Here is a 26,659-nt window from a genome sequence, read left to right as displayed (position 1 = left end):
CTAAACAAGTTTTTGTTGATGGGCGTAAATTGCAGCTTGTGTTCGATCTTGTACTTCTAATTTACTTAGAATATTACTAACATGTACTTTCGTTGTTTTAAGCGCAATAAATAGTTGATCTGCAATTTCTTGATTTGTTTTCCCTTGTGCAATTAACAATAGTATTTCATTTTCTCTTGTCGTTAATGTTTCATGAAGTGCTATTTCATGTTTCTTTCTCATTCTTGTCAGTACTTTATTAGCTACTTCTGCTTCAAAAACCGATTCACCTTGATACGTATTCCGTATGGCTCTAGCGATTTCACTTGCTTTTGATGTTTTCAATACATAACTTGTTGCTCCCGCTTCTAATGCCGGGTAAACTTTGTCATCATCAATGAAACTAGTAACCATTAAGATTTTTGCTTCTGGCCAGGCCAAAATGATTTGTCGTGTTGCTTCAATTCCATCCATTTCATCCATCACAACATCCATTAAAATAACATCTGGTCGTAATTCTAAAGCAAGTTCTATCGCCTTTTTACCGTTATCAGCTTCCGCAACAACTTCAATATCAGATTGAGTAGCCAAATAAGCACTAACACCAATTCGCACCATCTCATGATCATCAACAAATAAAACTTTAATCATTTTCATCACCCTTTACATCCATAATAGGTACACGTACTTCAATTCTTGTTCCTTTATTAGGTACGCTAACAAGACGTAACTTCGCTCCAATTTCTGCGGCTCTTTCTTCCATATTTGCTAATCCATATGAACTAGATTTCTTTTCTAAATCAAATCCAACGCCATCATCCATTACACGTAAAATGACAAAGCCATCTCGTTCTATTAAAAGAATATCTAGTATTTCTGCTTTTGCGTGCCGTAATGTATTCGAGACTGATTCTTGTAAAATACGAAAGAGATGGTCTTCTATCCCTCTACTTAGATCTACATCTGTTACATCCCATATAATTTCCAAAGGAACCTTTTGATCTAACTCTTGTAGTAACTGATCCATTCCTTGCTTCAATGAATTATCTTTTAATGCAATCGGACGTAAGTGAAGAAGTAATGCGCGCATTTCCAGTTGTGCTTGTTGTATCATTGTTTCAACTTGTTGAATTGGCTTCTGCATTTGTTCGTCTTGTGCCACAGGTAATTCATTCATTGCAGAAACAAGCATAGAAGCAGCGAAAAGTTCTTGACTAACTGAATCATGGAGTTCTCTTGCTAAGCGATTTCGTTCTTGTGTAATTACTTCCTCTATTTTCTCTGCTTGATTTTCAACGCGTTCACTAATAAGTTTCTGACTTCTTTTCGTTTGGTCCTGTAAAGTAACTTGAAGCTGCTTTATTCTATCCATGACCATAGCAATCTCTGTTAATGGCCCTTCATAGACGATGGTAGTCTCTGGTGTTGCTTGTTCTAACTTACTTAATGCCCTTTCAACTATTTCTGACTGGTTTTTCCAAAAAAATCCGTTCATTAAGCCACTTACTATCCCAAATAATAAACTAATCAAGAAAATTAAAATGATAAACGGCATACCAAGCACAGGACGATACCATATCTCGAGCCAATTTTGTAAAGGGAAATTAACTAAGAATACAGAAAGTAAGATCACACTTAATAGTAGCGTTTGAATTATGCCAACGAGAATGGACCTACTTATTATTTTTCTCATCCACGTATCACCTCAATTTTGCCTGCAATCATCGAGGTGACAATTTTCACTTTTTGATTTGCAGCGTGGTAATTCTCCGTTTGTAGATGCACGACGCGATTCGTCATATTATCATCACGGTGGTCCAATATGTCAACAGCTCCCATCAGTACGGAATGGTGAACACTCACTTCCACATCAAATGGGATGACAATTTGAATGGTACCTATCAGTTGTCTAACAATGATCAATGGCTCACCTTTTGGTAAAACCGTATAGGTCAAATCAATTACTGTCTCACCAAAAGCTGATTGAATATTGATATCCTCCCACTGATAAGAATGTCCTGCTGTTTGTTGTTTTCCAAACCATTTATTACTAAAAAGAACCTTTTTATTCGTCCCTTCTTTCGTAGATGGAAATTGTGGTTGGTGATACGTGGAAGTTTGTTTTGATTGATACCAATTAAGCAAAAGAAAAACTAGCAAAACAAACAAGATAAATTGGAATGTTGTTGTGTTGATTAAAGTTATAATAAAACCGATTAATCCGATCCAAAAAAAGGTCCTACCTGCAGGTCGATAGTAGTATTGGCGTGCAAGATAAATCATACCTAACCATATTCCGATCCAGATAAATGATTCCGTATGAATAAAAATGACTTCATATATAAAGAAAATTATAATAGCTAATAGTACATAATGAATTTTTCTCATTTTATTGTGATTTAGCATGAGATCCCCCCTCTTCAATTTGATGAAGACGCAGCGTAACACATACCGCGTCTTCCATTCTATAACTAGGATATCACTAACTTATTTAGCAGTAGAAACCTGCTTTTCTAATTCTTGAAACCTCGCATCTAGCGTGTGTAATCGTCCATCTGTTGTAACTTGTTGTTCTAATCGTTCAATATACGCTTCTACTTCCTGAAATTTTGATTCACTACGCTCTATTAATTCCGTATGAAGTACCTTATTCATCCCTTTATGGACACGCGCGACATTTTCTCTACCTTTTAATTCTAAACGTTTTACGTATAAATCTTTGAGTTTGTGCTTCATTTCAATGTATTTTGCTTCTATTAACTCTAATTGTTCAAAATTTTGATTATTCATTTCTGTTAATTGTTCCACACGTGCCTCATATCTTTGTAGTTCTGCTGACGCTTCATCTAGAAGTGCTACTTCATTCATTTCTTCAGCTAACGTTACTTGACGTTTCCTTTTCGTCATCATTGTTTTAGCCAATTGTAATTCACGGTTATATTCTTGTTTTATCGCATATTGCTTTTCAATTAATTTCTTTAAACTTCTAACCTCTTCTTCACAGTTGCGAATGTATTGATTCAAGTGCGTCATTGGGTTTTTTTGTTCTTTTTGATCCAATAATTCATGAAAGTCTGCTACTATTGTATCTTTTATTCGAGTAAAAACATTTGTCATTTTTATCGTCTCCTCTTCTATTTTAATCTAAAATCCAATCTTCATCGTATTTATCCTGCTTCGTTTTTTTCCAACTTTTATAGGTATAATAAAGAACTACAAAAGCAACAAGTCCAACAAAAGCACCAGTATTTGATAGTGAAAGAGATAGGCCAATCAGCACAATAAGTGCCCAACCTATTTTTCCGATAAATGAATCAGACAAAATAAATCTTCGAACACCGTAATAGGCAATGGCTAAACTAATCGCTAGAAAGATCATTGGTCCTATAGTACTGAGCAAAATGATAGAGGCTATCACTCCGACTATTACTAAAAATATTTTCATGTTCCATTCCCTCCTTCATGTATCTATCTTAACCCTTGCTTGTATTCTTCATAATGGACTGCCGTTATATTTTTACATAAGACTTGAGGCGTAATTTACTTCATTAAACAAAAAAACTTGGCATATGATTAGCCAAGCTTAACTTTTGATCTATTCCATTTTTCTGTAAGTGTCGCTGCATAACGAGTTGAGAAATATGGGTACTGTTCTAATTCACCTTGATAGATCAATTCCAGTTCAGGTAATTCTCTTAAATCCTGCGGTCTGATCAAACTAGTAGGTTTTACCGTGTGGTAAGACCCACAATCTTGTAATAAAGTAGCAACAAATTGCGAACAAAAATATGCATTATTACGTCCTAACTCTTTATTTACCATAATTCCAAATAATCCTAATAAATTATATCGATATAAGTGCTTACTTGCTTCCATTACCATAATACGTTGCTGTAATAATTGATATTCTTCTTCAGATATAGTTAAGCGATAGACAGCACATTTTGTTTTATCAAAAAATGGAGAATGTAAATTTTCTTTAACAAATCCTCCAATAAAAGGATTGTTCGGTCTTTTTCTCCCAAAACTATACACATGGTCTAATTGCCTGTCTAGTGCAATAGAAGCATGATTTAGCATTGACCTCGTATACAAGTTGATTGTCCTTGTCAACAAAGTTCCTGTATCTGAAAAAACAAGATAAACCTTTCTCGTTTCCACTCGCTTTCCCCCTTAGACGCACTAAAACTTTTCTATAAAGTGACAGTTCAACCCATTTGTTAGCTTCCTAGTACGCTAACGTTTCTCTATCTGTTTTGTAGGAAAAGTCTTACGATCAGTTGGCACCATGATAATGTTACTTACCTATCAGAAAGCTTAACCGATTCTTCTCCATAGTAATATAGCCAAAAGGTATCATTTTTTTAAGACTAGAGGCTTATTTTCATCCGAGATATCTAGATTAATATCTTAAGTAATATTTTAACTATATAATATTAGGTACTAAATGGCAAGAAGCAATAAATACTAGTAAATTAACATGTTCAATCCCAATACAATAATCCCATTAGAGCCATAACTATTACGGCTCTAATGGGATCCTTAAGTTTACTTACTTATGTGATTTTTATCGATATTGGATACAAATAAGGTTGGGCTGGTTCTTCTACAACATTCCACTCGGTAACTTTAATTGCTGGTAATAGATCTCCTTCATATTCCTGCAAATATATCGTACCTACTGCCTCTACCCAAGTATCTTCATCTAATTCTTCTGCTATATCCATTTCGGTCAAGAATCCTATAACTCCAGCATCAGCAACACAATGTGTGATAATAAATCTACCGAGAACTAATTGATTTGCCGAAAAACTTTCTTCCTTATAAACAAATCCTGTTACCTTTATTTCTTTTCCTACATAATCATCCGCGTTCATATTTATTTCCTGGTGATAAGTGGTATAAAGTTGATCAGTCATCTCGATAGAATTTTGTTCAGATAATTCATCTATTAATTTATCATGTTCTTCTTTACTTATCGTATTTGAGTATAGATTAGGGTCTGCAACATTATCATCCTGTTGGACTTCATTGTTTGTGCTTTCTTCAATACTTTCGGTGTCAGGTTCGGTCGTTTCCTCTTCTATTGCATCATCTACTTTACTCGTATTATTAGATAACGATAGCATTGCACCCTTATTTGCTGCTATAGAAGCATCTAAAGTAGACATAGGAAAGAAGAATCCTGTGAACAACGGTAAAATAACAATTGCATACGATATAAACTTTCTAAAAGTAAATGGTGCGTTACCATGATCATGGTTATGCCCTTCGTGATCCGCATGGTCATGCTTGTCAGATTCTAGTATTCGTTTAATTTGTGCAATAAATAAAACAAGAAAAAGAATAGCAGCTGTCTTACTCAGCATCAAATATTTAGGATTAATAAGTTTAAGAATATCTCCCGTATAATGTAAACGTACAATAAAAATAACAAAAACGAATAAAATAATCGCTCTACTCACCTGCTGTAAATTAATACGCATATTCTTTTCCTCCCTAATAGAAGCCGTCTAGTAACGTTAACACACTAAACACGACAATAGTTACAATTAAGACAAATAAAATTACAAATCTCGTTTTGAAAACACTAAGCATCATCATCGTATTCTTTAAATCTGTCATTGGCCCATAAATAAGAAATCCTAATATTGCAGTTGTTGGAAATACATTACTGAATGAAGCCGCAATAAACGCATCTGCTTCTGAACAGAGTGATAAAAGGTACGCTAATCCCATCATGACAGCAGTTGAAGAAACTTGTCCACTTCCAAGTTCAAGTAAAGCTTCAGAAGAGACATACGTTTGAACAAATGCTGCTAATAATGCACCTACAATCAAATATTTCCCCATATCAAAGAACTCATCAACCGCATGTGTTACAGTATGACCTAGTTTACTGAAAATTGATTGTGAACCATGATTATGGCTAATTGTATGTGTTTGTTGTACTTCAATTGTATGTTTTAATTGATTAGACTTAAACATTACACTAATAATAATAGAAATAAGTACCGCAATCAAGAAACCTAATATCATCCTAGATGCCGCAATTTTAAAATCATTTCCAAATGCCATATACGTAGAAAGAATAACCAGTGGATTAATAAGTGGACCAGTTAGTAGAAACCCTATACCAGCATGTATGGGAACTCCCTTTGCTAGTAATCTACGAACTATTGGAACAATTCCACATTCACAAGCAGGAAAAAGAGCCCCTACGAAACAACTCATAATAATTGCTAAAATGGGGTTCTTTGGTATCCAGCGTTTTATATGATCTTCTGTTACAAATATTTGGATAATACCAGCAATTAAAACACCTATTAAGACAAAAGGGAGTGCTTCAATTAAGATGCTTAAAAAAATTGTATTCATATGAAAAACAGAATTGGGTAACTGGATAATAGATGAAAAGGAATCACCAAAAGACAGTACATAAACAGCTAAACCAACCAAAATAACCAACGAAAAATCTATTAGAAAGGAACGAAATCCCCGAATGATTTTCACCCTCCATACTCCATGTTTTTTATAGTAATCTTTTTATACTATCTCTACCATATACTATTACATAAGCAAATTAAATAGAACAAACTAACTAAAAATTTTTTAAACTTTTCCACTTTTAAATAGCGTCTTGGATAGTCCCGGTAAATATGCATTTAATATAATTGATCGCACAAACGAAAATAAAATAAATCCAAACCACAAGCCATGATTACCGTATAGAGAAATCAAAAAATGTATCATGATTAAAAATAGTATCATTGCTATAATCAATGAATTTCGTATTGGGACGACTTCCGTAGCTCCAGAAAAAACACCATTTAACAGCAATCCCCAGAAACTAACGATTGGGAATAACAAAAGCCAACCTTGATAGTTTGAGATAAGTACTTTTACCTCTTCTATAGAAGTAAAAAGAGAAAACATAATATCTGAAGTAAGATAAAGGATACTAGCTAAACAAATTGCAACCACCCCACCCCAAATCGCAGAAAGATTTAAGGTTCGCTTATACATACGCTTATTATCAGAACCAACAGAGCGACCTGTCAATATACTACTCGCATTCGCAAAGCCATCTAAACAATAAGACATCAGATAATGGACTTGAAAAAGTATAGCGTTAGCAGCTAAAACAGCTTCGCCCATTTGTGTACCTATAGAAGTGAATAACGTAAAGACAACTAGTAAGCATATCGATCTTATCATTAAATCTCGATTAACTCTCACTAATTTCACTATACTATTTTTGTCAAAAATTTTTCTGTATTTATGCAAAGAAAACTTAATCATATTTAATTTAACTAAAAAAAATAGACCAATTACCATGAATACAATCTCAACTAGCAGCGTTGCTGTTGCTACACCTGTGACAGCAAAACTAAAAACAGTAACAAATATAATGTTTAGTACAATATTTGTTAGATTCATTCCAACTTGTAAAAACAGTGTTAATCGGACTTTTGAAGAACCCATTAACCACCCTAATATGACATAATTCATTAAGGCAAATGGCGCACCCCAAATCCGAATATTATAATAAATTAAAATTTGCTCTTTTAATTCATTCGTCGGTTGCATGATAAATAGGGCAAAGTCTTTAATTTGAACTTGAAACAAGATAAATAGACAACCAATTACAGCTGCAATTATTGCAGGGCGTATAAAAGACATCGCTAAATTATCAGGATCATTCGCTCCATGAGCTTGTGCTGTAAAACCTGATGTACTTACACGTAGGAATCCTAAACTCCAATAGAGTGTATTGAAAATCACACTTCCTACAGCGACACCTCCTATATAAATAGGATCGGGTAGTTGTCCAACTACTGCTGTGTCAACTGCCCCTAACAGCGGTGTTGTAATTGTTGCAAGCACTAAGGGAAGAGCTAATTGCAGATAACTTTTATGCGATACAACTGGTAACACATTTGATGGGTGATTCATTCACAGATGTTGATTCTCCTTTTATACGATTCTGTTGTTCACACTAGATCATACAAATAATTCTATTAATTCCTTCGTATAGCTATTTCTAGTTTTTGAGAATAAATCCTTTTCCAAAAAACTATCAACAACAGAACCTTCTTTCATTACCATTATATCTTGACTCATTTCAGATACAGCAGCTAAGTCATGAGAGATAAACAAATAGGCCATTCCTATTTGTTTACGTAAACTAGTAAGTAACTTTAATATAGCTCCTTGCGAAATCACATCAAGACTTGCAGTTGGTTCATCGAGGATTAGAAGATCCGGTTCTATACTCAAAGCACGTGCTATTGTTACTCTTTGCTTTTGACCGCCACTAAGTTCATGTGGATAACGGTTAGCTAAGCTAGCAGATAATTCAACCGCTTCAAGCAATTGTTTTATATATTGTTCTTTATTTACATATTTAAAATAAGTTAAATTAAGTTGCTCTGAGAATTGCGTATATGGATCAATCATTGATTCCTTTATTTTTAACTTAGGATTAAGTGAAGCTGTAGGATTCTGAAAAACGGCTTGCATATGAATGCGCTGTTTCCTAAACTTCCGTTCGTCTAAGCCTTGTAATTCTACCCCATTAAGAACAATACTTCCACTATCAATTCGTTCAATCCCTAATAAACATCTGGCTAATGTACTTTTACCTGATCCACTCTCCCCAACTAAACCAAAGCACTTCCCCTTTTCAATTTCTACATTTACATCGTTTAGAATAACATTATCTTTACCATATGACTTAAAAATAGATTGCGCTTGTAGTAATGCCATTACTTACTTCACCTCTTCAAAACTATGATTATTCAACTTAGGCGCCGCAGCAATTAGTTTTTTTGTATAACTATGCTGTGGGTTAGAAATAATCTTTTGTTTTTTACCGATTTCTGTAATTTCCCCGTCTTTCATCACAGCGATATGATCAGCATAATTTCTTACGTGACGCCAATCATGCGTTATAAATAAAATGGTGCATTTTGTTTCTTTCTGTAATTTGGTTAGTAATCCTAAAATTTTATAGCATGTAACACTATCCAATGCTGTTGTGGCTTCATCTGCTATTAGAAGTTTGGGTTTTAGAAGAAGTGCTAATGCAATCGAAACCCGTTGTAACTGTCCCCCACTAAGTTGAAAAGGGTAACGTACATAGAGCGCTTCATCTAGTTCAACAGAATGAAGTGCTTTTATTGTTTCGTCTCTTCTCTTCTTCTTTGAAAAGTTAGTATGTCTCTTAAAAGATTCTTCGAAATGTTTACCTATCGTTATAAAGGGGGTAAATGATCCCTGATAATCCTGAAAAATATAGGAGATTTCCTTTCCCCTAATTTTTTGCATTCCTTTTTTAGACATTGTCAAAATATCATGATTTTCAAAAAGTATCTTTCCACTTAACTTGAAGTTAGGTGCAGCTAGTCGACCAATCGCAGAAGCTGTAACACTTTTCCCACTTCCGCTCTGTCCCACAAGGGCAAACCACTCTCCTTTTTTAATTTCAAAAGAAATATTATCAATAATCGTTTCATTGTTTTTATAAACAGATAATTGTTCAATAGCTAATAAAGACATCTACTAAGCCTCCTTTTTCACATCAAAACGATCTCTTAGATAATCCCCACAAAGATTTGATACTAAAACTACACTAACGATTGCTAGACCAGGATAAATCATTAACTCTGGTCTTGATTGAAAATATGGTCTAGAATCGTTTAACATCGCTCCCCATTCTGGTGATGGCGGTTGTGCACCAAGTCCTATGTAAGATAAAGATGATATTAATAAAATTATTTTCCCTAAATCAAGACTTGCTAGCACTAAGACGTTTCCAATTACGTGCGGTAAAATATGTTTAATCATTATTTGCCAAGGCTTCATTCCATTTATTCTAGCTATATCTACATACTCTCTTTTACGTTCCGTCATTACTGTACTTCGAACTAATCGTGCATAATTAACCCATTTAACCAATACAATCGCAAACAATAAGTTCCCTATTCCTGCTCCAAGTAATCCACTCAAAACAATCGCAACTACAGTGTCAGGAAATGCTAGGAATCCATCTGCAACACGCATAAAAATACGATCAATTAATCCTCCCTTAAAACCTGCAAAAACACCAAATGGAACACCAATTATAAGCGCTACAATAAGCGCCAAAACACTGTAACCAACCGTAAACTTACCACCAAGTATTATTCTAGTAAGTACATCTCGTCCTAAATGATCTGTCCCTAGTGGGTGTTCTAGGCTCGTACCTAGTAATCTATTTGAAACATCTGTAAGATTAGGATCATATTGAAGATATAGGAACGTATAAAGAACTACTACTAATAGCAGAACAGCGAATATAACAGCATATATTTTACTAGTATTTTTCTTCTTCACAGGTGTATGATCAGTTAAAAATGCCATCAATTTGTCTCCTTTTCTCTTAGTCTAGCTTCTGGATTTAACAGATAATACGATAAATCCACTAATGTGTTAACTGAGAAGACAATGATCGCCATAATCAATATATAACCTTGAATAATTGGGTAATCTCGCTGTTTTATTGAATCAACTACTAACTTACCAATTCCAGGATATGCAAAGAGCACTTCAACCACAACAACCCCGCCTATTAAGCTACCAATACTTACGCCAAAAACAGTTATTACAGGAGGAAGCGCGGAACGAAAAGCATGAAAAAAGAAAATTCGAAATGAAGATAATCCTCTTGCTCGTGCAGCCTTAATAAAATCTTGGTTTAATGACTCCAGTAAACTGGAGCGTAGTAAACGTACATACACACTTGAGATTGCCAGCCCTAAAGTTATAGATGGTAGAAGTAAGGATAAAAATCCATCACGACCCATTGTAGGAAAAAAGCCCATTTCAACAGCTAATAGATCAATTAAAAGAAGACCTAACCAAAAACTCGGGATTGCAGCCCCGACCACAGATAGAGCTCTACTAAACTGATCAATCCAACTGTTTCGATATATTGCAGCTAGTGATCCTAACGGAATAGCTATCAAAAGCATAACAATGGTAGATCCTATCGTTAATTCTAACGTTGCAGGAACTGCCCCTAGAATAAGTTCCATCACAGGTTGACCAGTAACAAAAGAATCACCAAGATCAAATTGAATAAATCTCCATAACCAGGTCACGTATTGAATGAGAAGAGGTTCATTAAAACCCATCTCTTCTCGCAATGATTCTATTTGATTCTGTGTAACAGCTAGCTCATCCGCATTTAATATTGTCATTATTGGGTCTCCTGGTGCTAATCGAATAAATAGGAAACTAATAAAGGTAATAATAAGGACAAAAATAAGAACCTCTATTAATCGTCTACTTATAATTCGAAACATTACTTCACATCCAATTTGTTTGTAATCATATAATATTCACTTCTAGTAGTAACCCAGTTTTCTACTTTATCTCCGTTATATGCGACAAGTGTTGCTGGATGCAAAATAAAAGCATTAATCATTTCCTCGTCAACATACATCGCTGCACGTTCAGCTAATTCTGCTCTAACGTCCGTATCAACCGTTCGATTCAATTCATCTATGATAGCTGTTAATTCGGGTTCTTCTGTTCCACTAAAGTTTAATGCTCCAGTTGGATGATAGGTAGTATTCAAATAATAACCAGCATCTCCACGCGGTGCAGTTAAATTACTATATGTCGCTAGATCCCAATCACGGTTGGTCGCCATATATTCTTCAGGATTATCAATTTGCTGTATATCAATTTCTATACCAATTTGACGCGCATCTGATTGAAACACTTGTGCAATTAATGGTAAATCAGCCCGTGCACTATATGTTAATAAAGTAAAACTTAGTTGTTTTCCATCTTTTTGCATCAGACCATCTTCTAAAACATATCCTGCCTTTTCAAGATACTCCGTGGCCACTTCTGAACCACTTAGCCTTTCTTCATATTCCGGTGCAAATGCGAGTGAGGGAAGAAAAGGTCCTACTGCCACCTTTCCATAACCAAGTAATATAGAATCGACAATTTCTTCTCGATTAATTAATGCATCCACAGCTTTTCTTACATTTACGTCTTGTAAACTTTCTTTTTCCATATTCATCGTCATCTGATGTACACGAAACGTATCTGTCGCTTCCACAACAATACCTTCAAGCTCCTGTAAAGATTCTACACTCTCAACCTCAGGACGAAATACAATATCAGCTTCTCCTGCTTCTAAAGCAAGCGACCGTGCATTGGCATCTTCATTAAACGAGAATTTCACTTTATCTAAATTCGATGGTCCGTCCCAATATCCATCAAATCTCTCTAATTCCAAACCACTTCCTGGTGTAAATGAAGTTAATTTAAATGGACCAGTTCCAACAGGTTTAGTAACAAAATCTGTTTCCGTTACGTCTATGATCGATGTATTTGGATTCACTAGTTCAGATATAAATTCTGGGAAAGGCTGATCTGTTTTAACTTTCAAAGTTAACCCATCTGCTTCTATCGATTCAATATGTAAGGCATTTTGCATTGCAACACTTTCCTTCAACATACGTTCTAACGAAGCTTTTACAGCTTCTGCGTCCATTACATTCCCATTATGAAATGTAATGTTGTCTCTTAACTCTATTGTCCAATTTTGTCCATCTTCACTATTCCAATCCTCTGCCAACCATGGCTCTACCGACAAATTCTCTTCATCTAATCGCATTAAGGTTTCCGTTAAACCAGCTCGCAAAGGTACATAACTTGAATCCACATGTGGATCTAATGAGCTTGTTGAGAAATTATATAAAAAGTGAATTTCCTTTGTTTCGTCATCCGTTTCCTCTGAAGACGAAGTTGAACAGGCTGTCAAAAAAATAATTAGCGATATTAATATTAAATAAATAACATAAGTATGTTTATTCAAAATAAATCCCCCTCATTAATTAAATCGTAACCATTACGATTAAGATTATATATTATAGAGGTAAAGGTTGTCAATTCATATTTAAAATAAAAAGAGTCAAGTAACACTCCTTAAATTGGAATGTCTTACTTGACTCTTTCAAACCGACACAAGAAATTATTTTTTCCATTTCGCTAACGCTTCTGCTAGCGCTGGGTTTGTGAATTCCTCTTTTTCTTGTTTTACGTATTTTTTTACATCTTGTTTAGATGCTTTCTTCTGGCTGTTTTGTTCTTTACGCTTTTGAAATGCAGATAGCTTTTCACGATGACCACAGCTACATGTAAATGTTTGTCTTTCACCTTCACCACGCATTTCCAATTTCTTATGACAGTTTGGACAACGTGCGTTAGTTTTCCGGGCAATATTCTTTTTCTCACCACAAGATCGATCCTGACAAACAAGCATTCTGCCATTCTTGCCATTTATCTCTAACATTAACTTACCGCAAGTCGGACATTTGGTTCCAGTAATATTATCATGCTTGTAATTTTCTTTACTATTTTTAATTTCTCGTACAACTATTGTCGCATAGGTTTTCATTTCTTTAATGAACGCTTCTTTTTTCAAATCCCCATTAGCAATCTTAGTTAACTTCTGCTCCCATTCAGCCGTTAAGATTGGAGATTGTAAATCTGCTGGTACAATATCAAGTAATTGACGTCCTTTTGACGTTGTAAATAAGGACTTTCCCTTACTTTCAATATAATTTGTATGGAAAAGCTTTTCAATGATGTCTGCTCGCGTTGCTACTGTTCCTAGTCCACCTGTTTGATGCATCGTTTGTACCAATTGTTTATTTTGTTGATCCATATACTTTACTGGATTCTCCATTGCCTCTAATAAAGTACCTTCAGTAAAACGTGCTGGAGGTTGTGTTTTTCCGTTTGTCATACGAACGGTAACATCCTGTAAGACATCACCTTTTGTAAGATTAGGTAGCGTCTGTTCATCCGCTGTTTCACGGTCATCATGGAAACGATTTTGATAAATTTCTTTCCAACCATTATCTTTTACTTTCTTTCCTTTAGCGGAAAAGCGTTCTCCCCCAAATGTAACCTCAACGGTTGTCTGTTCATATACATATGGTTTTGATAACACAGCTAAGAAACGTTTCACTACAAGATCATAAATTTTTCGCTCTTTATCATCTAAATCTGCCAATATTACCCCTTGTTCAGTTGGAATAATCGCATGGTGATCAGAAACTTTTTTATCATCAACAAAAGATTTATTCGGATTGATACCCTGCTTTAAAATAGTTGCTGCTACTTTCGCATACTGATCTACGCCACAAGCATCGACACGGTCTTTTAACGTAGGTACAATATCTGCTGATATAAAGCGTGAATCTGTTCGTGGGTATGTCAATACTTTATGCTGCTCATAGAGTTTTTGCATGATTGATAATGTCTGTTTACCAGAAAAACCAAATGCCTTATTTGCTTCCTGCTGTAAGCTTCCCAAATCATATAAAGGTGGCGCAAAGCTTTTTTTCTCTTTTTTATCTATTTCTGTAATTGTTGCTTGCTTGGCTTTTAGGTTTGTCGCTAGTTTTTCTGCCTTTTCTTTATCAAAAATGCGTGTATCATTTTTTTCATTACGCCATGTTAATGTAAAGCCTTGCTTCGTTTTAGCCTCAAGTCCGTAGAAATCTTTCGGTTGAAACTTTTTAATCTCTTCTTCACGTTTAGCAATCATCGCTAGCGTTGGCGTTTGGACACGTCCACTTGATAATTGCGCATTAAATTTTGTTGTTAGAGCTCGGGTTGCATTTAAACCGACATACCAATCCGCTTCCGAACGTGCAACAGCTGACTGAAATAGGTTCTGATAATTCTTGCCAGGCTTTAAGTTAGTAAAGCCATCTCGAATTGCTTTATCTGTGACAGAAGAAATCCACAGGCGTTTTACTGGTTTGTTAACACGTGCTTTCTCTATAATCCAACCAGCTACAAGTTCACCTTCACGTCCTGCATCCGTTGCGATCACAATATCTGACACATCTTTTCGTTGCATTTGTGCTTTCACTGTTTGGAACTGCTTACCGGTTTTCTTCATAACTACTAACTTTAAATCAGCGGGCAGCATTGGTAAATCTTCTAACTTCCACGTTTTAAATTTCTCATCATATGTTTCAGGGTCTGCCAAGGTTACTAAATGACCTAGAGCCCAAGTTACAATATATTTCGAACCTTCAAAATAGCCATTTGCTTTTTTGGTACAATTTAATACACGTGCAATGTCACGACCAACTGAAGGTTTTTCTGCTAATACAACTGTTTTACTCATTCATTTCAACCCTTCCTAGTTACTACTTATACTTTATCATAACAAGCAATAGACAAAAAAGGAATTAACTATCTTAATAGGTCATTCCTTTACTTATTATATTTTTTTGTAAAAATGATACTTTTCACTAGTTTAAATCGTATGATAGATATAACTTGAAAGGGGACGATGAAAATGAATAACCATGAAATTGATTACAAGCTTTATGGCGATGATATGCAATTTGTTGAGGTTGAACTTGATCCAAACGAATCAGTAATTGCTGAAGCTGGCAGTTTAATGATGATGGAAGAAAAAATTGAGATGGAGACTATTTTTGGTGATGGTTCTTCTGATGGTCCCAGCGGATTGGTTGGTAAATTACTTGGTGCAGGGAAACGTGTGATCAGTGGAGAAAGTTTGTTTATGACTGCTTTCACAAATGAGGGTGCTGAAAAAAGACGGGTATCATTTGCAGCTCCTTATCCAGGAAAGATCATACCAATGGATTTAAGTGAGATGAATGGTAAGTTAATCTGTCAAAAGGATGCGTTCTTAGCAGCAGCTAAAGGGGTCTCCGTTGGGATAGAGTTCCAACGTAAACTAGGCACTGGCTTTTTTGGTGGAGAGGGCTTTATTATGCAAAAGCTCGAAGGTGATGGCATGGCATTTGTTCATGCTGGTGGAACAATGTATAAGCGTGAACTTAAACCTGGAGAAACCCTTCGCGTAGATACAGGTTGCCTTGTAGCAATGACAGGTGAGGTGGATTATAACATCGCTTTTGTTGGCGGTATTAAAACAGCCCTCTTTGGTGGAGAAGGACTCTTTTTTGCTACTTTACGTGGCCCAGGTACTATCTGGATTCAATCCCTGCCATTCAGTAGATTAGCAAGTCGTGTCTTCTCTGCAGCCCCTGAAAATGGAGGATCTAAGGGAGAAGGAAGCATTGCCAGCGGATTGTTTGATATTTTTGGTGGCGACAGAAGATAATTTTGTCCGCTGAATTAATGCTCTCTTCCGTCGGATTAGTTGCTCCGTCCGCCGAATTAATGCTCTCTTCCGTCGAATGAATTAGCGCTTCGTCCGCTGAATTAACGCTCTCTTCCGCCGGATTAGCGCATAACTTAGTCTTAGAAAAAGCAAAAAAGCGAATCTTCTCTTATAGAGAATTTCGCTTTTTTACTTATTTAAAGAATTTAACCCGTTCTTCTAAAGGTTGAAAGTCTTTTTCGCCAGCATCCGCAACGGGTTTACCAAAGGGCATTTGCGCTTTTAGTTCCCAGTTGGTTGGTATCTTCCATTTTTCTTTTACCTCATCATCAATTAGTGGATTATAATGTTGTAACGATGCCCCTAATCCCTCTATTTCTAATGAAGTCCACACAACAAACTGCAAAATACCAGATGCTTGGTCAGACCAAACTGGGAATTTATCTGCATATAATTCCATGTCTTTTTGTAAACCTTCTACAACGCTTTGATCTTCAAAGAAAAGAACCGTTCCATAACCACTTGCGAAGCTTGCGATTTTGTCTTCTGTTGAAGAAAAATTATCGGCTGGCACTATTTTACGCAATGTTTCTTTTGTCATATCCCATAGCGCTTGATGATGGTCACCAAATAAGACGACAACACGACCACTTTGCGAATTAAATGCATATGGAGAATACTTCACAGCATAGTTTACCACTTCTTCTATTCGATCTTCAGATACTACAGATTCATTACTGATTTGATAAAATGAACGTCTGTCTTTTATAGCTGTATAAAAATCTTTTGACATCTTACAACCCTCCAAATTTCACGTTTGTATTTTTACAATCTTATCCTCTACAAAAAAAGAATAATCATACAGTTAAACGTAAAGTCTTCTTAAGAATTAATAAGACTGCTTTAATTCAGATTTAGATGGTTTTTTTGCCAAAAATGCAAAGACAACACCTAAAGCAGGGAATATAAGTGTCACTAACAGAATCGGAGTGTAGCTTTGAAATAAATCAAATCCATAACCAAATGGTAACGGACCAAAAGCAGATCCTAGTACAATCATTGTTGTTCCTACGCCATTAATACTTCCTATGTATTTACGACCAAAGTAATTAGGCCAAATAATTTTCAAACTAATTCGTTCAAGACCATTTGCTATTCCCCACATTACACCAAATAAGATTGCAATCACCACATTTGTAGTAACTAATAACAATAGCAATAAAATGATCTCAATTAAAAATATTGCTATAAGCAAATAATTGGTCGGAAGTCTATCAGTCAAATAACCAGTTACCAATGACATTGGAATACCTACAACCGCCATTAAACTAAGTACAGTAGCTGCCACCTCAAGTGATAAGCCTTGGCTATCAAATATAGAGAAGATATGAAATGTTATCCCTGTATTAACCATTGCAGGAATTCCAATACAAGTGATTAGTAACCAAAATGTTTTTGTTTTGGCTGCTTCCTGCAATGTCCAATCTTCTTGTGCAGGATCTGCTGCTGCAGCTCCCAAAATGGGTTCCTTTTTCTTAGCATCAATCTTACCATCTGGAACTAAACCAATATCCTCTGGTTTGTTGCGAACACCAAATAATGCGAATGGTAGAAAGATTACTAATAGTGCAACACCCCAAAAACGCCAAGCAAATTGCCAATCCCACGTTTGTATTAACCATGTATTTATAATAGGAAATAATGCAGCACTTATAAAACTACCAAGCGTCATGATACTAAAAGCAAATCCCCGCTTTTTAATGAACCACTGTGCGACAAGTGTATTTGGTATTAAGGTCATACTCCCCTGTCCTAGAAGGCGAATCAGAAAAAAGCCAATCGCAAGCATCCAAATACTCGAAATTATACTATTAAAGAAGCATGCTAACGCAAAAAGTGTTCCAACCGTTACCATCATAATGCGTTGGCCAAATCGATCAATAAATCGACCGACAAACATCATAATTAGACCTGCACATAAGGTTGCAGCAGAATATACACCCGATACTTGGGATCTACTCCAGCCAAAATCATTGATATATTGATCTATAAAAGCTGAGTTGGAATACGTTTGACCAGGTCCGGAAAAAAAGATTCCTAACCCTGCGATAAAAACGATCATCCAGCCATAATAAAACTGTTTTACTAATTTCATTACTACTTTTTCTCCCCCTTATTTCTTTTTTATAATTGATACATTAAGATGCCTGCTCTTGTTTAGATGGTTTTTTTGCGTTTAGAGCACAGAAAAAACCAATTACCGGAAAAAGTATTGCCATAAATAATACAGGCGTATAGCTGTGAAAGATATCATACCCAGTACCAAATGGAAGTGGACCAAATGCTGATCCCAATACCCCCATTGTTACACCTATACCATTAATACTTCCAATATATTTGCGACCAAAATAATTTGGCCAAATAACATTTAAACCGATTCGTTCAAAACCATTCGCAATACCCCATAACGCCCCAAAAAGTATTGCCACGGCTACATTTGTCATTACTAATAATAATAACAATAATAAAATTTCTATAATAAATATACATACTAATAAATAATTCGTCTGTATTCTTTCTGTAATAAAACCAGATACAAGTGACATAGGAATACCTACGATGGCCATTAAACTAAGTACAGTTGCAGCAATTTCTGGTGACAAATCGTTCGTAGCAAAAATCGAGAAAAGATGAAAGGTGATTCCTGTATTAATCATCGCTGGAATACCTACACAGACTAAAATAAGCCAAAATGTCCTCGTTTTACGAGCTTCTTTTAGTGTCCAATCCTCTTCAGCAATAGTAGGAATTATTGCACCTAATATAGGCTGTTTCTTCTTGGATGCTAACCCATCTGGAACAAGTCCTATATCTTCTGGTTTATTACGCACTCCAAACAAAGCGATTGGTACGAAAATAACTAGTAATGCAACTCCCCAAAAGCGCCAAGCAAACTGCCAGTCAAATGTTTGAATTAACCATGTGTTGATAATTGGAAAAAGCGTTGCACTTGCAAAACCACCCAATGTCATAATACTAAAAGCAAAGCCTCGTTTTTTTATAAACCATTGTGCAACAAGCGTATTCGGTATGAGTGACATACTTCCCTGCCCTAGAAGACGAATCAGAAAAAAGCCAATCGCAAGCATCCAAATACTTGAAACCATGCTGTTAAAAAAACAAGCTAACGCAAAAAGCGTTCCAACCGTTACCATCATAATGCGTTGGCCAAATCGATCAATAAATCGACCGACAAACATCATAATTAGACCTGCACATAAGGTTGCAGCAGAATACACACCCGATACTTGGGATCTACTCCAGCCAAAATCATTAATATATTGATCTATAAAAGCTGAATTGGAATAAGTTTGACCAGGTCCAGAAAAAAAGATTCCTAAACCTGCGATAAAAACGATCATCCAGCCATAATAAAAATTACTACCTATTTTTTTAAAAGTCATCCGGCTAATCCTCCATTATTTATAGTAGTTCATGAGCAGATTCAAGCGTGGAAGAAAAGAACGAAGAGGAAATAAGATATATCTTATCACTATTTTATTTGCAATGAAAGCGTTTATAGATTTACTAAAGGTCAAAAAAAATCCCCTTTTACTGTAGTAAAAGAGAATTACTGTCTTTTCTTCTAATTTGATCAACAGATTGAAAAGCTTCTTCAAAATAATCAGCTGCTACTTTATATTTGCGCTCTTTGTAGTAATATTCACCCATTTTTTTGAGGTATAAACCATATTCTATATATAACTCCCGCTCCTTCAAGAAGGGTAATACTTCTTTTTGCATTAACGTTTCAAATGACGGTGTAAAACCATAAATTAAATACTTATAAACTTTAATTTCATAAACTAGAACAGACTTGTTTGTCTTCATTTTCTTAGCCATATTAACCGCTCTCTCATACCAAATGATCGCTTGATCAAGATCATTTTGATCAACATATTCTTTCATTAAATTGATAGTGGCTACTAATTCTTCTTGACTTAATGTATTTTTTACAAGCTGATAACTTTGATTAAAACAATGCAATGCTTGTACTGGCTGTAGTTTTCTCTTGTACAATACGCCTAAATAATGCTGACATTCCGCTAGCAAACCCTGTTCATCTTGTTCATCTGCTATTGTGATCGCCAATTGAAAACTTTTCTTTGATTTTTCTATCTCTCTCATTCGTTGATAACCTATCCCGGTTAATATATGGCACTTAGCACAATTTTTTAGTAAATAGTTATTCCGATAATATTTTAATGCTTTATTAGCATATGTCATAGCATGGTAAGTGAAATACAAATCCGTTGTTACTTTTGCTATTCTATAATACAAATCATGTAATTCATATTGATAATTATGTATTTCTGACTTAATTAATTTTTCAGCATTTTGGAATTTTTCTAAACCTAAACTGTAAGCGGAATTTTCTATGTGGAAACAGCCAGAAAATTTATTCCAATAATAAAATTCTAATTCACTAAGTGAGTGCTCATACCTCGCTAATTTTTCATACTGTATTTTTGCATTTTCAATTTGGTTAGTTAAAAGGTAAAACTGTAGCGTGTGTAACTCGACTAAGCAATACAAATCAGAGTCAATTACCTTTTCAAATTCTTCACTTATTTGCTGATAGGTTTTATGAGCAGTCGCAAGGTTTCCATATAATAATTCTGTAAACCATCTATTACAAACAATTAGTATTTGTTCATCATCTGTACATACTGGTTTGATTTGTAATTTATCACATATCAGTTTTATTGCCTCTATATTTGGCGCGGCTGTATTATGCTCAATTTTTGATAAATAAGAAACAGAAACAATGCCATTAGCTAATTCTTCCTGTGTCATTTTTGCTTTAATACGGTAGTACTTTATTTTTTTCCCTATGCCGGTTGCCATTATACAAAATCCCCCATCACACTTTCATTAATTATTTCTATAGATGAAACATGCATTACTTTATTATAACGTATTACACTAGCGTTTCGTTTCAATATCATTTAAATTTTTATTCTATCTGTCATTTTAGTCCGTTCAGCCTGTCGATGCAAAATTTTCAAGTTTAAAAAGTTGAATTTCTTCTATTAATAATTAGGTTATTACATATTATTGCCACGGAGTTGACTTACAGGCTTAAATCGCTTAAGCTTAGCTTTGATTATGTTTTTTCTGGAGGAATAATAAATATATGTTACAAGCCACGAATGTTAGTTTACGTTTTGGAGATAAAAAGTTATTTGAAGATGTTAATATCAAGTTCACACCTGGCAATTGTTATGGGTTAATTGGAGCAAATGGAGCTGGAAAGTCAACTTTTCTAAAAGTTCTTTCTGGTGAAGTAGAGGCACAAAGTGGGCACGTATCCCTTGGCAAAGATGAACGTTTAGCTGTCTTACAACAAGATCACTTCGCTTATGAATCACAAGAAGTTTTGCAAACAGTTGTCATGGGACATACGCGTTTATATGAAGTAATGCAAGAGAAAGACGCCGTTTATGCAAAAGCTGACTTTACTGAAGAAGATGGCATGCGCGCTGCTGAATTAGAAGGTGAATTCGCGGAATTAAATGGGTGGGAAGCAGAATCTGATGCTGCAGTCTTATTAAAAGGTTTAGGTGTTAGTGAAAAACTTCATGATAAGAAAATGGAGGAACTTAGTGGTTCTGACAAAGTAAAAGTGTTGTTAGCACAAGCACTATTCGGTTCACCTGACATTTTGTTATTAGATGAGCCTACCAACCACTTGGATATTACTGCAATTCATTGGTTAGAAGAATTCTTGATCAACTTTGAGAATACCGTTATTGTTGTTTCCCATGACCGTCACTTCTTAAACAAAGTATGTACACATATTGCTGATGTTGATTTTGGGAAAATTCAACTTTATATCGGAAACTATGACTTTTGGTATGAATCAAGTCAATTAGCTTTACAAATGTCTCAAGATAATAATAAGAAAAAAGAAGAAAAAATAAAAGAATTACAAAACTTTGTTGCGCGTTTTAGTGCAAATGCTTCTAAATCTAAACAGGCTACTTCTCGTAAGAAGATGCTTGATAATATTTCATTAGAAGATATTAAACCATCATCTAGAAAGTATCCTTATGTGATGTTCACACCTGATCGTGAGATGGGAAATGATTTTCTACGCGTGGAAGGTCTCTCAAAAACGATTGACGGTAAAAAGGTACTAGATAATGTGAGTTTTACGTTAAATCGTGATGATAAAGTTGCATTTGTTGGAAGAGATGAGTTAGCGAAGACCGTCCTTTTCCAAATAATTATGGGAGAAGTAGAGCCTGATGAAGGAACTTATACTTGGGGCGTCACAACTTCTCAATCATATTTCCCTAAAGATAATAGTGAATTCTTTGAAGGTAATGACATGCCACTTGTTGACTGGTTACGTCAATATGCACCGCCAGAAGATCAAACGGAGACATTCTTACGTGGTTTCCTTGGAAGAATGTTATTCTCTGGAGAAGAAGCATTGAAAAGAGCAAATGTTTTATCTGGTGGAGAGAAAGTACGTTGTATGTTATCTAAAATGATGCTTTCACATGCTAATGTGCTTATCTTAGATGAACCAACAAACCACTTAGATTTAGAGTCGATTACTTCTTTAAACAACGGCTTAATCAAATTTAAAGGTTCATTATTGTTCACGTCTCATGACCAACAATTTGTTAACAGTATTGCAAATCGCTTAATTGAGATTACACCTACTGGCATTGTTGATAAGGAAATGAGCTATGATGAGTATGTATTAGATAAAAAATTACAAAAACAAATTAGTGAAATGTACGCATAATAACAAGGTTAAAATCCCACTTTAAATAAAGTGGGATTTTTTATTTGTGAACCTTTTGTGAACTGTTGAACTTACCTATTGTGATTTATTACACATAGTTGTACAATAAGTTTACAAACATTTCATTGCATAGTTTTTAACTTAATGTGAAATAATGAACCTAATGGAGGATGATAAAAATGAAAATAGCAGTTATCGGTTGTACACATGCAGGAACAGCAGCTATAACAAATATTTTAAATCTATATCCAGAAGCAGAAATTGAAGTTTTCGAAAAAAATGATAATGTTTCCTTTCTATCTTGTGGTATTGCCTTGTATGTTGGAGGTGTTGTAAATGATGCAGCTGGATTATTCTATGCATCCGTTGATCAATTTGAAAAAAACGGTGTGAAAATGCACATGCAACATGAGGTAATCAATTGCGATATTAACGGAAAGAAAATAGAAGCAAAAGATCTAAAAACAGGTAAAACTACTAACCATACTTTTGATAAAATTATTGTCACAACAGGTTCATGGCCAATAACACCACCAATACCTGGTGGGGATTTAAACAATGTTGTCCTATGTAAAAATTATGACCATGCAAAAGAGATTATTCGACGTTCTGAATCCGTTAAAAAAGTTGTCGTTGTAGGTGCAGGTTATATCGGTGTTGAACTTGTTGAAGCTTTTGAAGAAAATGAGAAAGAAGTCACATTAATTGATAGTGAAGATCGAATTTTAAATCGTTATTTAGATGAAAAGTTCACTACACCTGTAGAAAATTCATTTAAAGAAAAAGGCGTTAATTTAGCATTAGGTCAAACCGTTTCTGCATTTGAAGGTAAAGAAACAGTTGAGAAGGTTATTACAGATAAAGGTGAATATGAAGCTGATCTGGTTGTTATGTGTATTGGTTTCCGACCAAATACAGGATTAGTAAAAGATCAACTCAACACACTGGGTAATGGAGCTATTATTGTTGATGCGTATATGCAAACAAGTGTGAAAGATGTCTATGCTGCAGGAGATTGTTGTGCAGTTCAATATAACCCAACAAAAGAGCCTGCATATATTCCTTTAGCTACTAATGCAGTTCGTATGGGGACGCTAGTTGCACACAACTTAGTTCAACCAACTTTAGCACATCCAGGAACACAGGGAACATCTGGCTTAAAGATTTACAATCACAACATTGCTTCAACTGGTTTAACCGTTTCTGCGGGTGAAGCATCTGGTTTAGCTGTTGGTAGTGCATATATTGAAGATACGTATCGCCCAGATTTCATGCCAGATAATGATGTTATTAAGTTACAACTGGTTTATGAATTAGAAACACACCGTGTTGTCGGTGCACAAGTTATATCAGATGCTGACTTTACTCAAGCAATCAATACAATAAGTATTGCGATCGCAAATGATATGACGATAGAACAACTAGCTTTAACAGACTTTTTCTTCCAACCACATTATAATAAGCCGATAAACTTCTTAAATCAAGTAGCCTTAGAAGCAATGGCACAGGAAACAAAAAAGAATAAAGAAGCGCTAGTAGAAGCTTAAAAAACACGCTCTCCTATAATAGGGGAGCGTGTTTTTTGCATTGTATTATAAATTACTGGATATTTCTATTGTTTGATTTTGAAACAATTTTTCGATTCTGATCAATAACCGCCTGTCCACGATTCAGTATATATTCATACTTCTTATTCCAAAACCTGAGAGAAATCCAGTACAATATGACTGTAATAGCAAGGTTTAGTATAGATATCGGCCAAAACAATTCAGATATGATACCACCTTCATATGCTAGGCCTATTGGTGAAAATATTACATACACTTCTATAATTGACATGATAAGCAATATGGAAACAGGAATGGCGTGTCTCCATGGCACTAACTTTTCAGTTGTGTATCCTATGCTCTGATATTGATTTGGCTTATTTAGTGGTTTTACTTTTCGCATTACTAACATAAACGCGACTTCAATCACTAACAGTATTCCGTATACATGAATATAATTCACACCTGATTCAAAATTCAATATCTGTTTCGTTCCCCAAACAAGAAAATAATACGCAAATATGTGGAATATGATCACAATTTTTGCTGCAATTGCTGGGATTTTTTTTGAGATAATTCCCATGATCATAATTACTAATATTGGAATATTAAAGAATCCTGTAAATTGACGAATTAAATTCCATAGACCATCTGGTGCATACATTAAAAATGGTGCCACAAAAAATGATACAAGGGCAATAAAAATACCGAAAATTTTACTAACCTTAATTAATTTCTCATCACTGGCATTTGGATCAAATTTTGGTTTATAAAAATCTAAAACAAATAATGTGGCCACACTATTTAATAATGAGTTAAATGAACTTAATACAGCACCCATACTGCCAAGAAAAATCCCATTAGCCAAACTGGTAATAGTTCACTAATTAATGTTGGATAGCTTAAGTCACCGTTTGAAATACTATCTCCATATAAATGAAACGCAATAACACCAGGTATCATCATAAATATCGGCACTAATAACTTTAAATAACCGGTAAACAATACACCCTTCTGCCCTTCTTTTAAGTTGCTCGCACCTAATATACGTTGAATGACGTATTGATTTAGTGCCCAATAAAAGAGGTTAGCAAAGATAATCCCAGTAAAAATAGATAAAAATGGCACTGAATCATTCGAATCACCAATTGCATTTAATTTCTCTGGATTAGTTGTCGCTACTTCTTTCATTCCCGTTAGTATGTCCCCGTTTCCCAGGGTAATAAAACCAAGTATAGGTACTAAGAAACCAATGAATACTAACCCTATACCGTTAATTGTATCTGAAACAGCTACCGCTCGAAGTCCACCAAATATAGCGTATATTGCGCCAATAATTCCTACAATCCATATCACAAGCCATAAAGATTGTGTATAAGAAAGGTTAAGTAAACTTGGGACATCAAACAACCTTAGAACCGCTAGACCACCTGAGTAAAGCATAGATGGGATAGTCACACACATATAACCTAACAGAAAAAGTAGTACTGTCATTCGCCGAACATCTTCATCGTAACGTGTATTTAAAAATTCTGGTATAGTTGATATGCCAATTCCAAGAAATTTCGGTAACAAAAAAATCGCCATAATGATTGCTGCGATTCCTGCCGTTACTTCCCAGGCCATACCAGACATGTTGCCTGTAAAAGATTGTCCATTAAGACCTATCAATTGTTCTGCTGATAAATTAGTTAATAACAAAGATCCTGCAATGAACACACCTGTTAATCCTCGTCCTGCTAAAAAGTATTCATTTACACTACTCGTCCTACCTCTTGTTAATCGATAAGAAACGAATGCTACTAAAGCCATAAAAAATGTACAAGACAGTAAGATAAAAAGAACGCTTTCCATTGTTAATCATCCCCATATTCTTGAATTTTTTGTATGAATTTTATATACCCGCTTCTTTATAAATTAAACAACAGTTTTCTGAATAAACAGTTTATTATAGGTAGTATATGTTTTAAAAATAATAACATTCCAATACCCGCTTTAGCTAATCCTTACACATAGGTTGTCAAAAAAAATACAGATATACTATACTTAAAAGTCAATGCTTAGTACTTATTCTTTTTGTGTAAAAGTTGCGTTATTATTAAAAAAAGATGCTACTCACAAGAGTAACAT

General features: G+C 34.9%; 22 protein-coding genes and 1 pseudogene. 3 read left to right on the top strand and 20 right to left on the bottom strand.

Annotated elements, in window-relative coordinates; genetic code table 11:
* The 15 genes from D2K62_RS06160 to D2K62_RS06090 form a co-directional block, all read right to left on the bottom strand.
* Positions 1 to 630 carry a response regulator gene (locus tag D2K62_RS06160; RefSeq protein WP_112182772.1) on the bottom strand — a complete coding sequence of 210 codons (630 nt, stop codon included), beginning with the start codon at positions 628 to 630 and terminating at the stop codon, positions 1 to 3.
* Positions 623 to 1,672, bottom strand: a complete 1,050-nt coding sequence (locus D2K62_RS06155) for a sensor histidine kinase (protein ID WP_198663121.1) — start codon at positions 1,670 to 1,672, stop codon at positions 623 to 625. Before D2K62_RS06155 ends, D2K62_RS06160 begins: the two co-directional genes overlap by 8 nt.
* Positions 1,669 to 2,385, bottom strand: a complete 717-nt coding sequence (liaF, locus tag D2K62_RS06150; protein WP_117148847.1) for a cell wall-active antibiotics response protein LiaF — start codon at positions 2,383 to 2,385, stop codon at positions 1,669 to 1,671. The genes D2K62_RS06155 and liaF overlap by 4 nt, the downstream gene beginning before the upstream one ends.
* Before the next feature lie 81 nt (positions 2,386 to 2,466).
* Positions 2,467 to 3,096, bottom strand: a complete 630-nt coding sequence (locus D2K62_RS06145) for a PspA/IM30 family protein (protein WP_112182269.1) — start codon at positions 3,094 to 3,096, stop codon at positions 2,467 to 2,469.
* A gap of 22 nt (positions 3,097 to 3,118) precedes the next feature.
* Positions 3,119 to 3,424 carry a lmo0954 family membrane protein gene (locus tag D2K62_RS06140; protein ID WP_112182270.1) on the bottom strand — a complete coding sequence of 102 codons (306 nt, stop codon included), beginning with the start codon at positions 3,422 to 3,424 and terminating at the stop codon, positions 3,119 to 3,121.
* Positions 3,425 to 3,552: 128 nt separating this feature from the next.
* Complete coding sequence (locus D2K62_RS06135) at positions 3,553 to 4,140, bottom strand: hypothetical protein (RefSeq protein WP_112182271.1); 588 nt, start codon at positions 4,138 to 4,140, stop codon at positions 3,553 to 3,555.
* A 395-nt stretch (positions 4,141 to 4,535) separates the two neighbouring features.
* Positions 4,536 to 5,465 carry a TIGR03943 family putative permease subunit gene (locus tag D2K62_RS06130; RefSeq protein WP_112182272.1) on the bottom strand — a complete coding sequence of 310 codons (930 nt, stop codon included), beginning with the start codon at positions 5,463 to 5,465 and terminating at the stop codon, positions 4,536 to 4,538.
* A 13-nt stretch (positions 5,466 to 5,478) separates the two neighbouring features.
* Positions 5,479 to 6,486, bottom strand: coding sequence for a permease (locus D2K62_RS06125; RefSeq protein ID WP_112182774.1), 1,008 nt, complete (start codon positions 6,484 to 6,486; stop codon positions 5,479 to 5,481).
* 105 nt (positions 6,487 to 6,591) lie between these two features.
* Positions 6,592 to 7,935, bottom strand: coding sequence for an MATE family efflux transporter (locus tag D2K62_RS06120; RefSeq protein ID WP_112182273.1), 1,344 nt, complete (start codon positions 7,933 to 7,935; stop codon positions 6,592 to 6,594).
* A 48-nt stretch (positions 7,936 to 7,983) separates the two neighbouring features.
* Complete coding sequence (locus D2K62_RS06115) at positions 7,984 to 8,748, bottom strand: ABC transporter ATP-binding protein (RefSeq protein ID WP_112182274.1); 765 nt, start codon at positions 8,746 to 8,748, stop codon at positions 7,984 to 7,986.
* A gap of 3 nt (positions 8,749 to 8,751) precedes the next feature.
* Positions 8,752 to 9,540, bottom strand: a complete 789-nt coding sequence (locus D2K62_RS06110; RefSeq protein ID WP_112182275.1) for an ATP-binding cassette domain-containing protein — start codon at positions 9,538 to 9,540, stop codon at positions 8,752 to 8,754.
* 3 nt (positions 9,541 to 9,543) lie between these two features.
* Positions 9,544 to 10,383 (bottom strand): nickel transporter permease, encoded by an 840-nt coding sequence (nikC, locus tag D2K62_RS06105; protein WP_112182276.1) that lies wholly within the window; start codon positions 10,381 to 10,383, stop codon positions 9,544 to 9,546.
* Positions 10,383 to 11,327 carry a nickel ABC transporter permease gene (gene nikB, locus D2K62_RS06100; RefSeq protein ID WP_112182277.1) on the bottom strand — a complete coding sequence of 315 codons (945 nt, stop codon included), beginning with the start codon at positions 11,325 to 11,327 and terminating at the stop codon, positions 10,383 to 10,385. Before nikB ends, nikC begins: the two co-directional genes overlap by 1 nt.
* Positions 11,327 to 12,859 (bottom strand): nickel ABC transporter substrate-binding protein, encoded by a 1,533-nt coding sequence (gene nikA, locus D2K62_RS06095; RefSeq protein WP_117161101.1) that lies wholly within the window; start codon positions 12,857 to 12,859, stop codon positions 11,327 to 11,329. The genes nikB and nikA overlap by 1 nt, the downstream gene beginning before the upstream one ends.
* Before the next feature lie 156 nt (positions 12,860 to 13,015).
* Positions 13,016 to 15,190 carry a DNA topoisomerase III gene (locus D2K62_RS06090; RefSeq protein ID WP_112182279.1) on the bottom strand — a complete coding sequence of 725 codons (2,175 nt, stop codon included), beginning with the start codon at positions 15,188 to 15,190 and terminating at the stop codon, positions 13,016 to 13,018.
* Between the two features lie 174 nt (positions 15,191 to 15,364).
* On the opposite strand from D2K62_RS06090, the gene D2K62_RS06085 reads away from it, so the two are divergent.
* Positions 15,365 to 16,162, top strand: a complete 798-nt coding sequence (locus tag D2K62_RS06085; protein WP_112182280.1) for a TIGR00266 family protein — start codon at positions 15,365 to 15,367, stop codon at positions 16,160 to 16,162.
* Positions 16,163 to 16,355: 193 nt separating this feature from the next.
* Here the strand turns inward: D2K62_RS06085 and D2K62_RS06080 are convergent, their stop codons facing one another.
* From D2K62_RS06080 to D2K62_RS06065, 4 genes are all read right to left on the bottom strand, one after another.
* Positions 16,356 to 16,955: a nitroreductase family protein gene (locus D2K62_RS06080; RefSeq protein WP_112182281.1), complete on the bottom strand. Its 600-nt coding sequence runs from the start codon at positions 16,953 to 16,955 to the stop codon at positions 16,356 to 16,358.
* A gap of 96 nt (positions 16,956 to 17,051) precedes the next feature.
* Positions 17,052 to 18,317 carry an MFS transporter gene (locus D2K62_RS06075; protein ID WP_112182282.1) on the bottom strand — a complete coding sequence of 422 codons (1,266 nt, stop codon included), beginning with the start codon at positions 18,315 to 18,317 and terminating at the stop codon, positions 17,052 to 17,054.
* Between the two features lie 43 nt (positions 18,318 to 18,360).
* Positions 18,361 to 19,626, bottom strand: coding sequence for an MFS transporter (locus D2K62_RS06070; protein ID WP_112182283.1), 1,266 nt, complete (start codon positions 19,624 to 19,626; stop codon positions 18,361 to 18,363).
* A gap of 148 nt (positions 19,627 to 19,774) precedes the next feature.
* Complete coding sequence (locus D2K62_RS06065) at positions 19,775 to 21,070, bottom strand: helix-turn-helix domain-containing protein (protein ID WP_112182284.1); 1,296 nt, start codon at positions 21,068 to 21,070, stop codon at positions 19,775 to 19,777.
* A gap of 289 nt (positions 21,071 to 21,359) precedes the next feature.
* On the opposite strand from D2K62_RS06065, the gene D2K62_RS06060 reads away from it, so the two are divergent.
* On the top strand, positions 21,360 to 22,982 hold the full coding sequence (locus D2K62_RS06060; protein ID WP_112182285.1) for an ABC-F family ATP-binding cassette domain-containing protein: 1,623 nt from the start codon (positions 21,360 to 21,362) through the stop codon (positions 22,980 to 22,982).
* Positions 22,983 to 23,161: 179 nt separating this feature from the next.
* Positions 23,162 to 24,529 carry an FAD-dependent oxidoreductase gene (locus D2K62_RS06055; protein WP_112182286.1) on the top strand — a complete coding sequence of 456 codons (1,368 nt, stop codon included), beginning with the start codon at positions 23,162 to 23,164 and terminating at the stop codon, positions 24,527 to 24,529.
* Positions 24,530 to 24,581: 52 nt separating this feature from the next.
* Here the strand turns inward: D2K62_RS06055 and D2K62_RS06050 are convergent.
* Positions 24,582 to 26,341 (bottom strand): annotated as a pseudogene (locus D2K62_RS06050) (solute:sodium symporter family transporter).
* Between the last annotated feature and the right edge of the window lie 318 nt (positions 26,342 to 26,659).

The organism is Paraliobacillus sp. X-1268 (genome assembly GCF_003426095.1).
Taxonomy (GTDB): Bacteria; Bacillota; Bacilli; order Bacillales; family Amphibacillaceae; genus Paraliobacillus_A; species Paraliobacillus_A zengyii.
Note: the sequence above shows the minus strand (reverse complement) of the source record. Positions and strands in the feature narration are given on the sequence as shown.

Bases quoted from the DNA above. Each gene is read 5' to 3' on its own strand.
- D2K62_RS06160 (WP_112182772.1), bottom strand. From the start codon at position 630: ATGATTAAAGTTTTATTTGTTGATGATCATGAGATGGTGCGAATTGGT.
- D2K62_RS06155 (WP_198663121.1), bottom strand. From the start codon at position 1,672: ATGAGAAAAATAATAAGTAGGTCCATTCTCGTTGGCATAATTCAAACG.
- liaF (WP_117148847.1), bottom strand. From the start codon at position 2,385: ATGCTAAATCACAATAAAATGAGAAAAATTCATTATGTACTATTAGCT.
- D2K62_RS06145 (WP_112182269.1), bottom strand. From the start codon at position 3,096: ATGACAAATGTTTTTACTCGAATAAAAGATACAATAGTAGCAGACTTT.
- D2K62_RS06140 (WP_112182270.1), bottom strand. From the start codon at position 3,424: ATGAAAATATTTTTAGTAATAGTCGGAGTGATAGCCTCTATCATTTTG.
- D2K62_RS06130 (WP_112182272.1), bottom strand. From the start codon at position 5,465: ATGCGTATTAATTTACAGCAGGTGAGTAGAGCGATTATTTTATTCGTT.
- D2K62_RS06120 (WP_112182273.1), bottom strand. From the start codon at position 7,935: ATGAATCACCCATCAAATGTGTTACCAGTTGTATCGCATAAAAGTTAT.
- D2K62_RS06115 (WP_112182274.1), bottom strand. From the start codon at position 8,748: ATGGCATTACTACAAGCGCAATCTATTTTTAAGTCATATGGTAAAGAT.
- D2K62_RS06110 (WP_112182275.1), bottom strand. From the start codon at position 9,540: ATGTCTTTATTAGCTATTGAACAATTATCTGTTTATAAAAACAATGAA.
- nikC (WP_112182276.1), bottom strand. From the start codon at position 10,383: ATGGCATTTTTAACTGATCATACACCTGTGAAGAAGAAAAATACTAGT.
- nikB (WP_112182277.1), bottom strand. From the start codon at position 11,327: ATGTTTCGAATTATAAGTAGACGATTAATAGAGGTTCTTATTTTTGTC.
- D2K62_RS06090 (WP_112182279.1), bottom strand. From the start codon at position 15,190: ATGAGTAAAACAGTTGTATTAGCAGAAAAACCTTCAGTTGGTCGTGAC.
- D2K62_RS06085 (WP_112182280.1), top strand. From the start codon at position 15,365: ATGAATAACCATGAAATTGATTACAAGCTTTATGGCGATGATATGCAA.
- D2K62_RS06080 (WP_112182281.1), bottom strand. From the start codon at position 16,955: ATGTCAAAAGATTTTTATACAGCTATAAAAGACAGACGTTCATTTTAT.
- D2K62_RS06075 (WP_112182282.1), bottom strand. From the start codon at position 18,317: ATGAAATTAGTAAAACAGTTTTATTATGGCTGGATGATCGTTTTTATC.
- D2K62_RS06070 (WP_112182283.1), bottom strand. From the start codon at position 19,626: ATGACTTTTAAAAAAATAGGTAGTAATTTTTATTATGGCTGGATGATC.
- D2K62_RS06065 (WP_112182284.1), bottom strand. From the start codon at position 21,070: ATGGCAACCGGCATAGGGAAAAAAATAAAGTACTACCGTATTAAAGCA.
- D2K62_RS06060 (WP_112182285.1), top strand. From the start codon at position 21,360: ATGTTACAAGCCACGAATGTTAGTTTACGTTTTGGAGATAAAAAGTTA.
- D2K62_RS06055 (WP_112182286.1), top strand. From the start codon at position 23,162: ATGAAAATAGCAGTTATCGGTTGTACACATGCAGGAACAGCAGCTATA.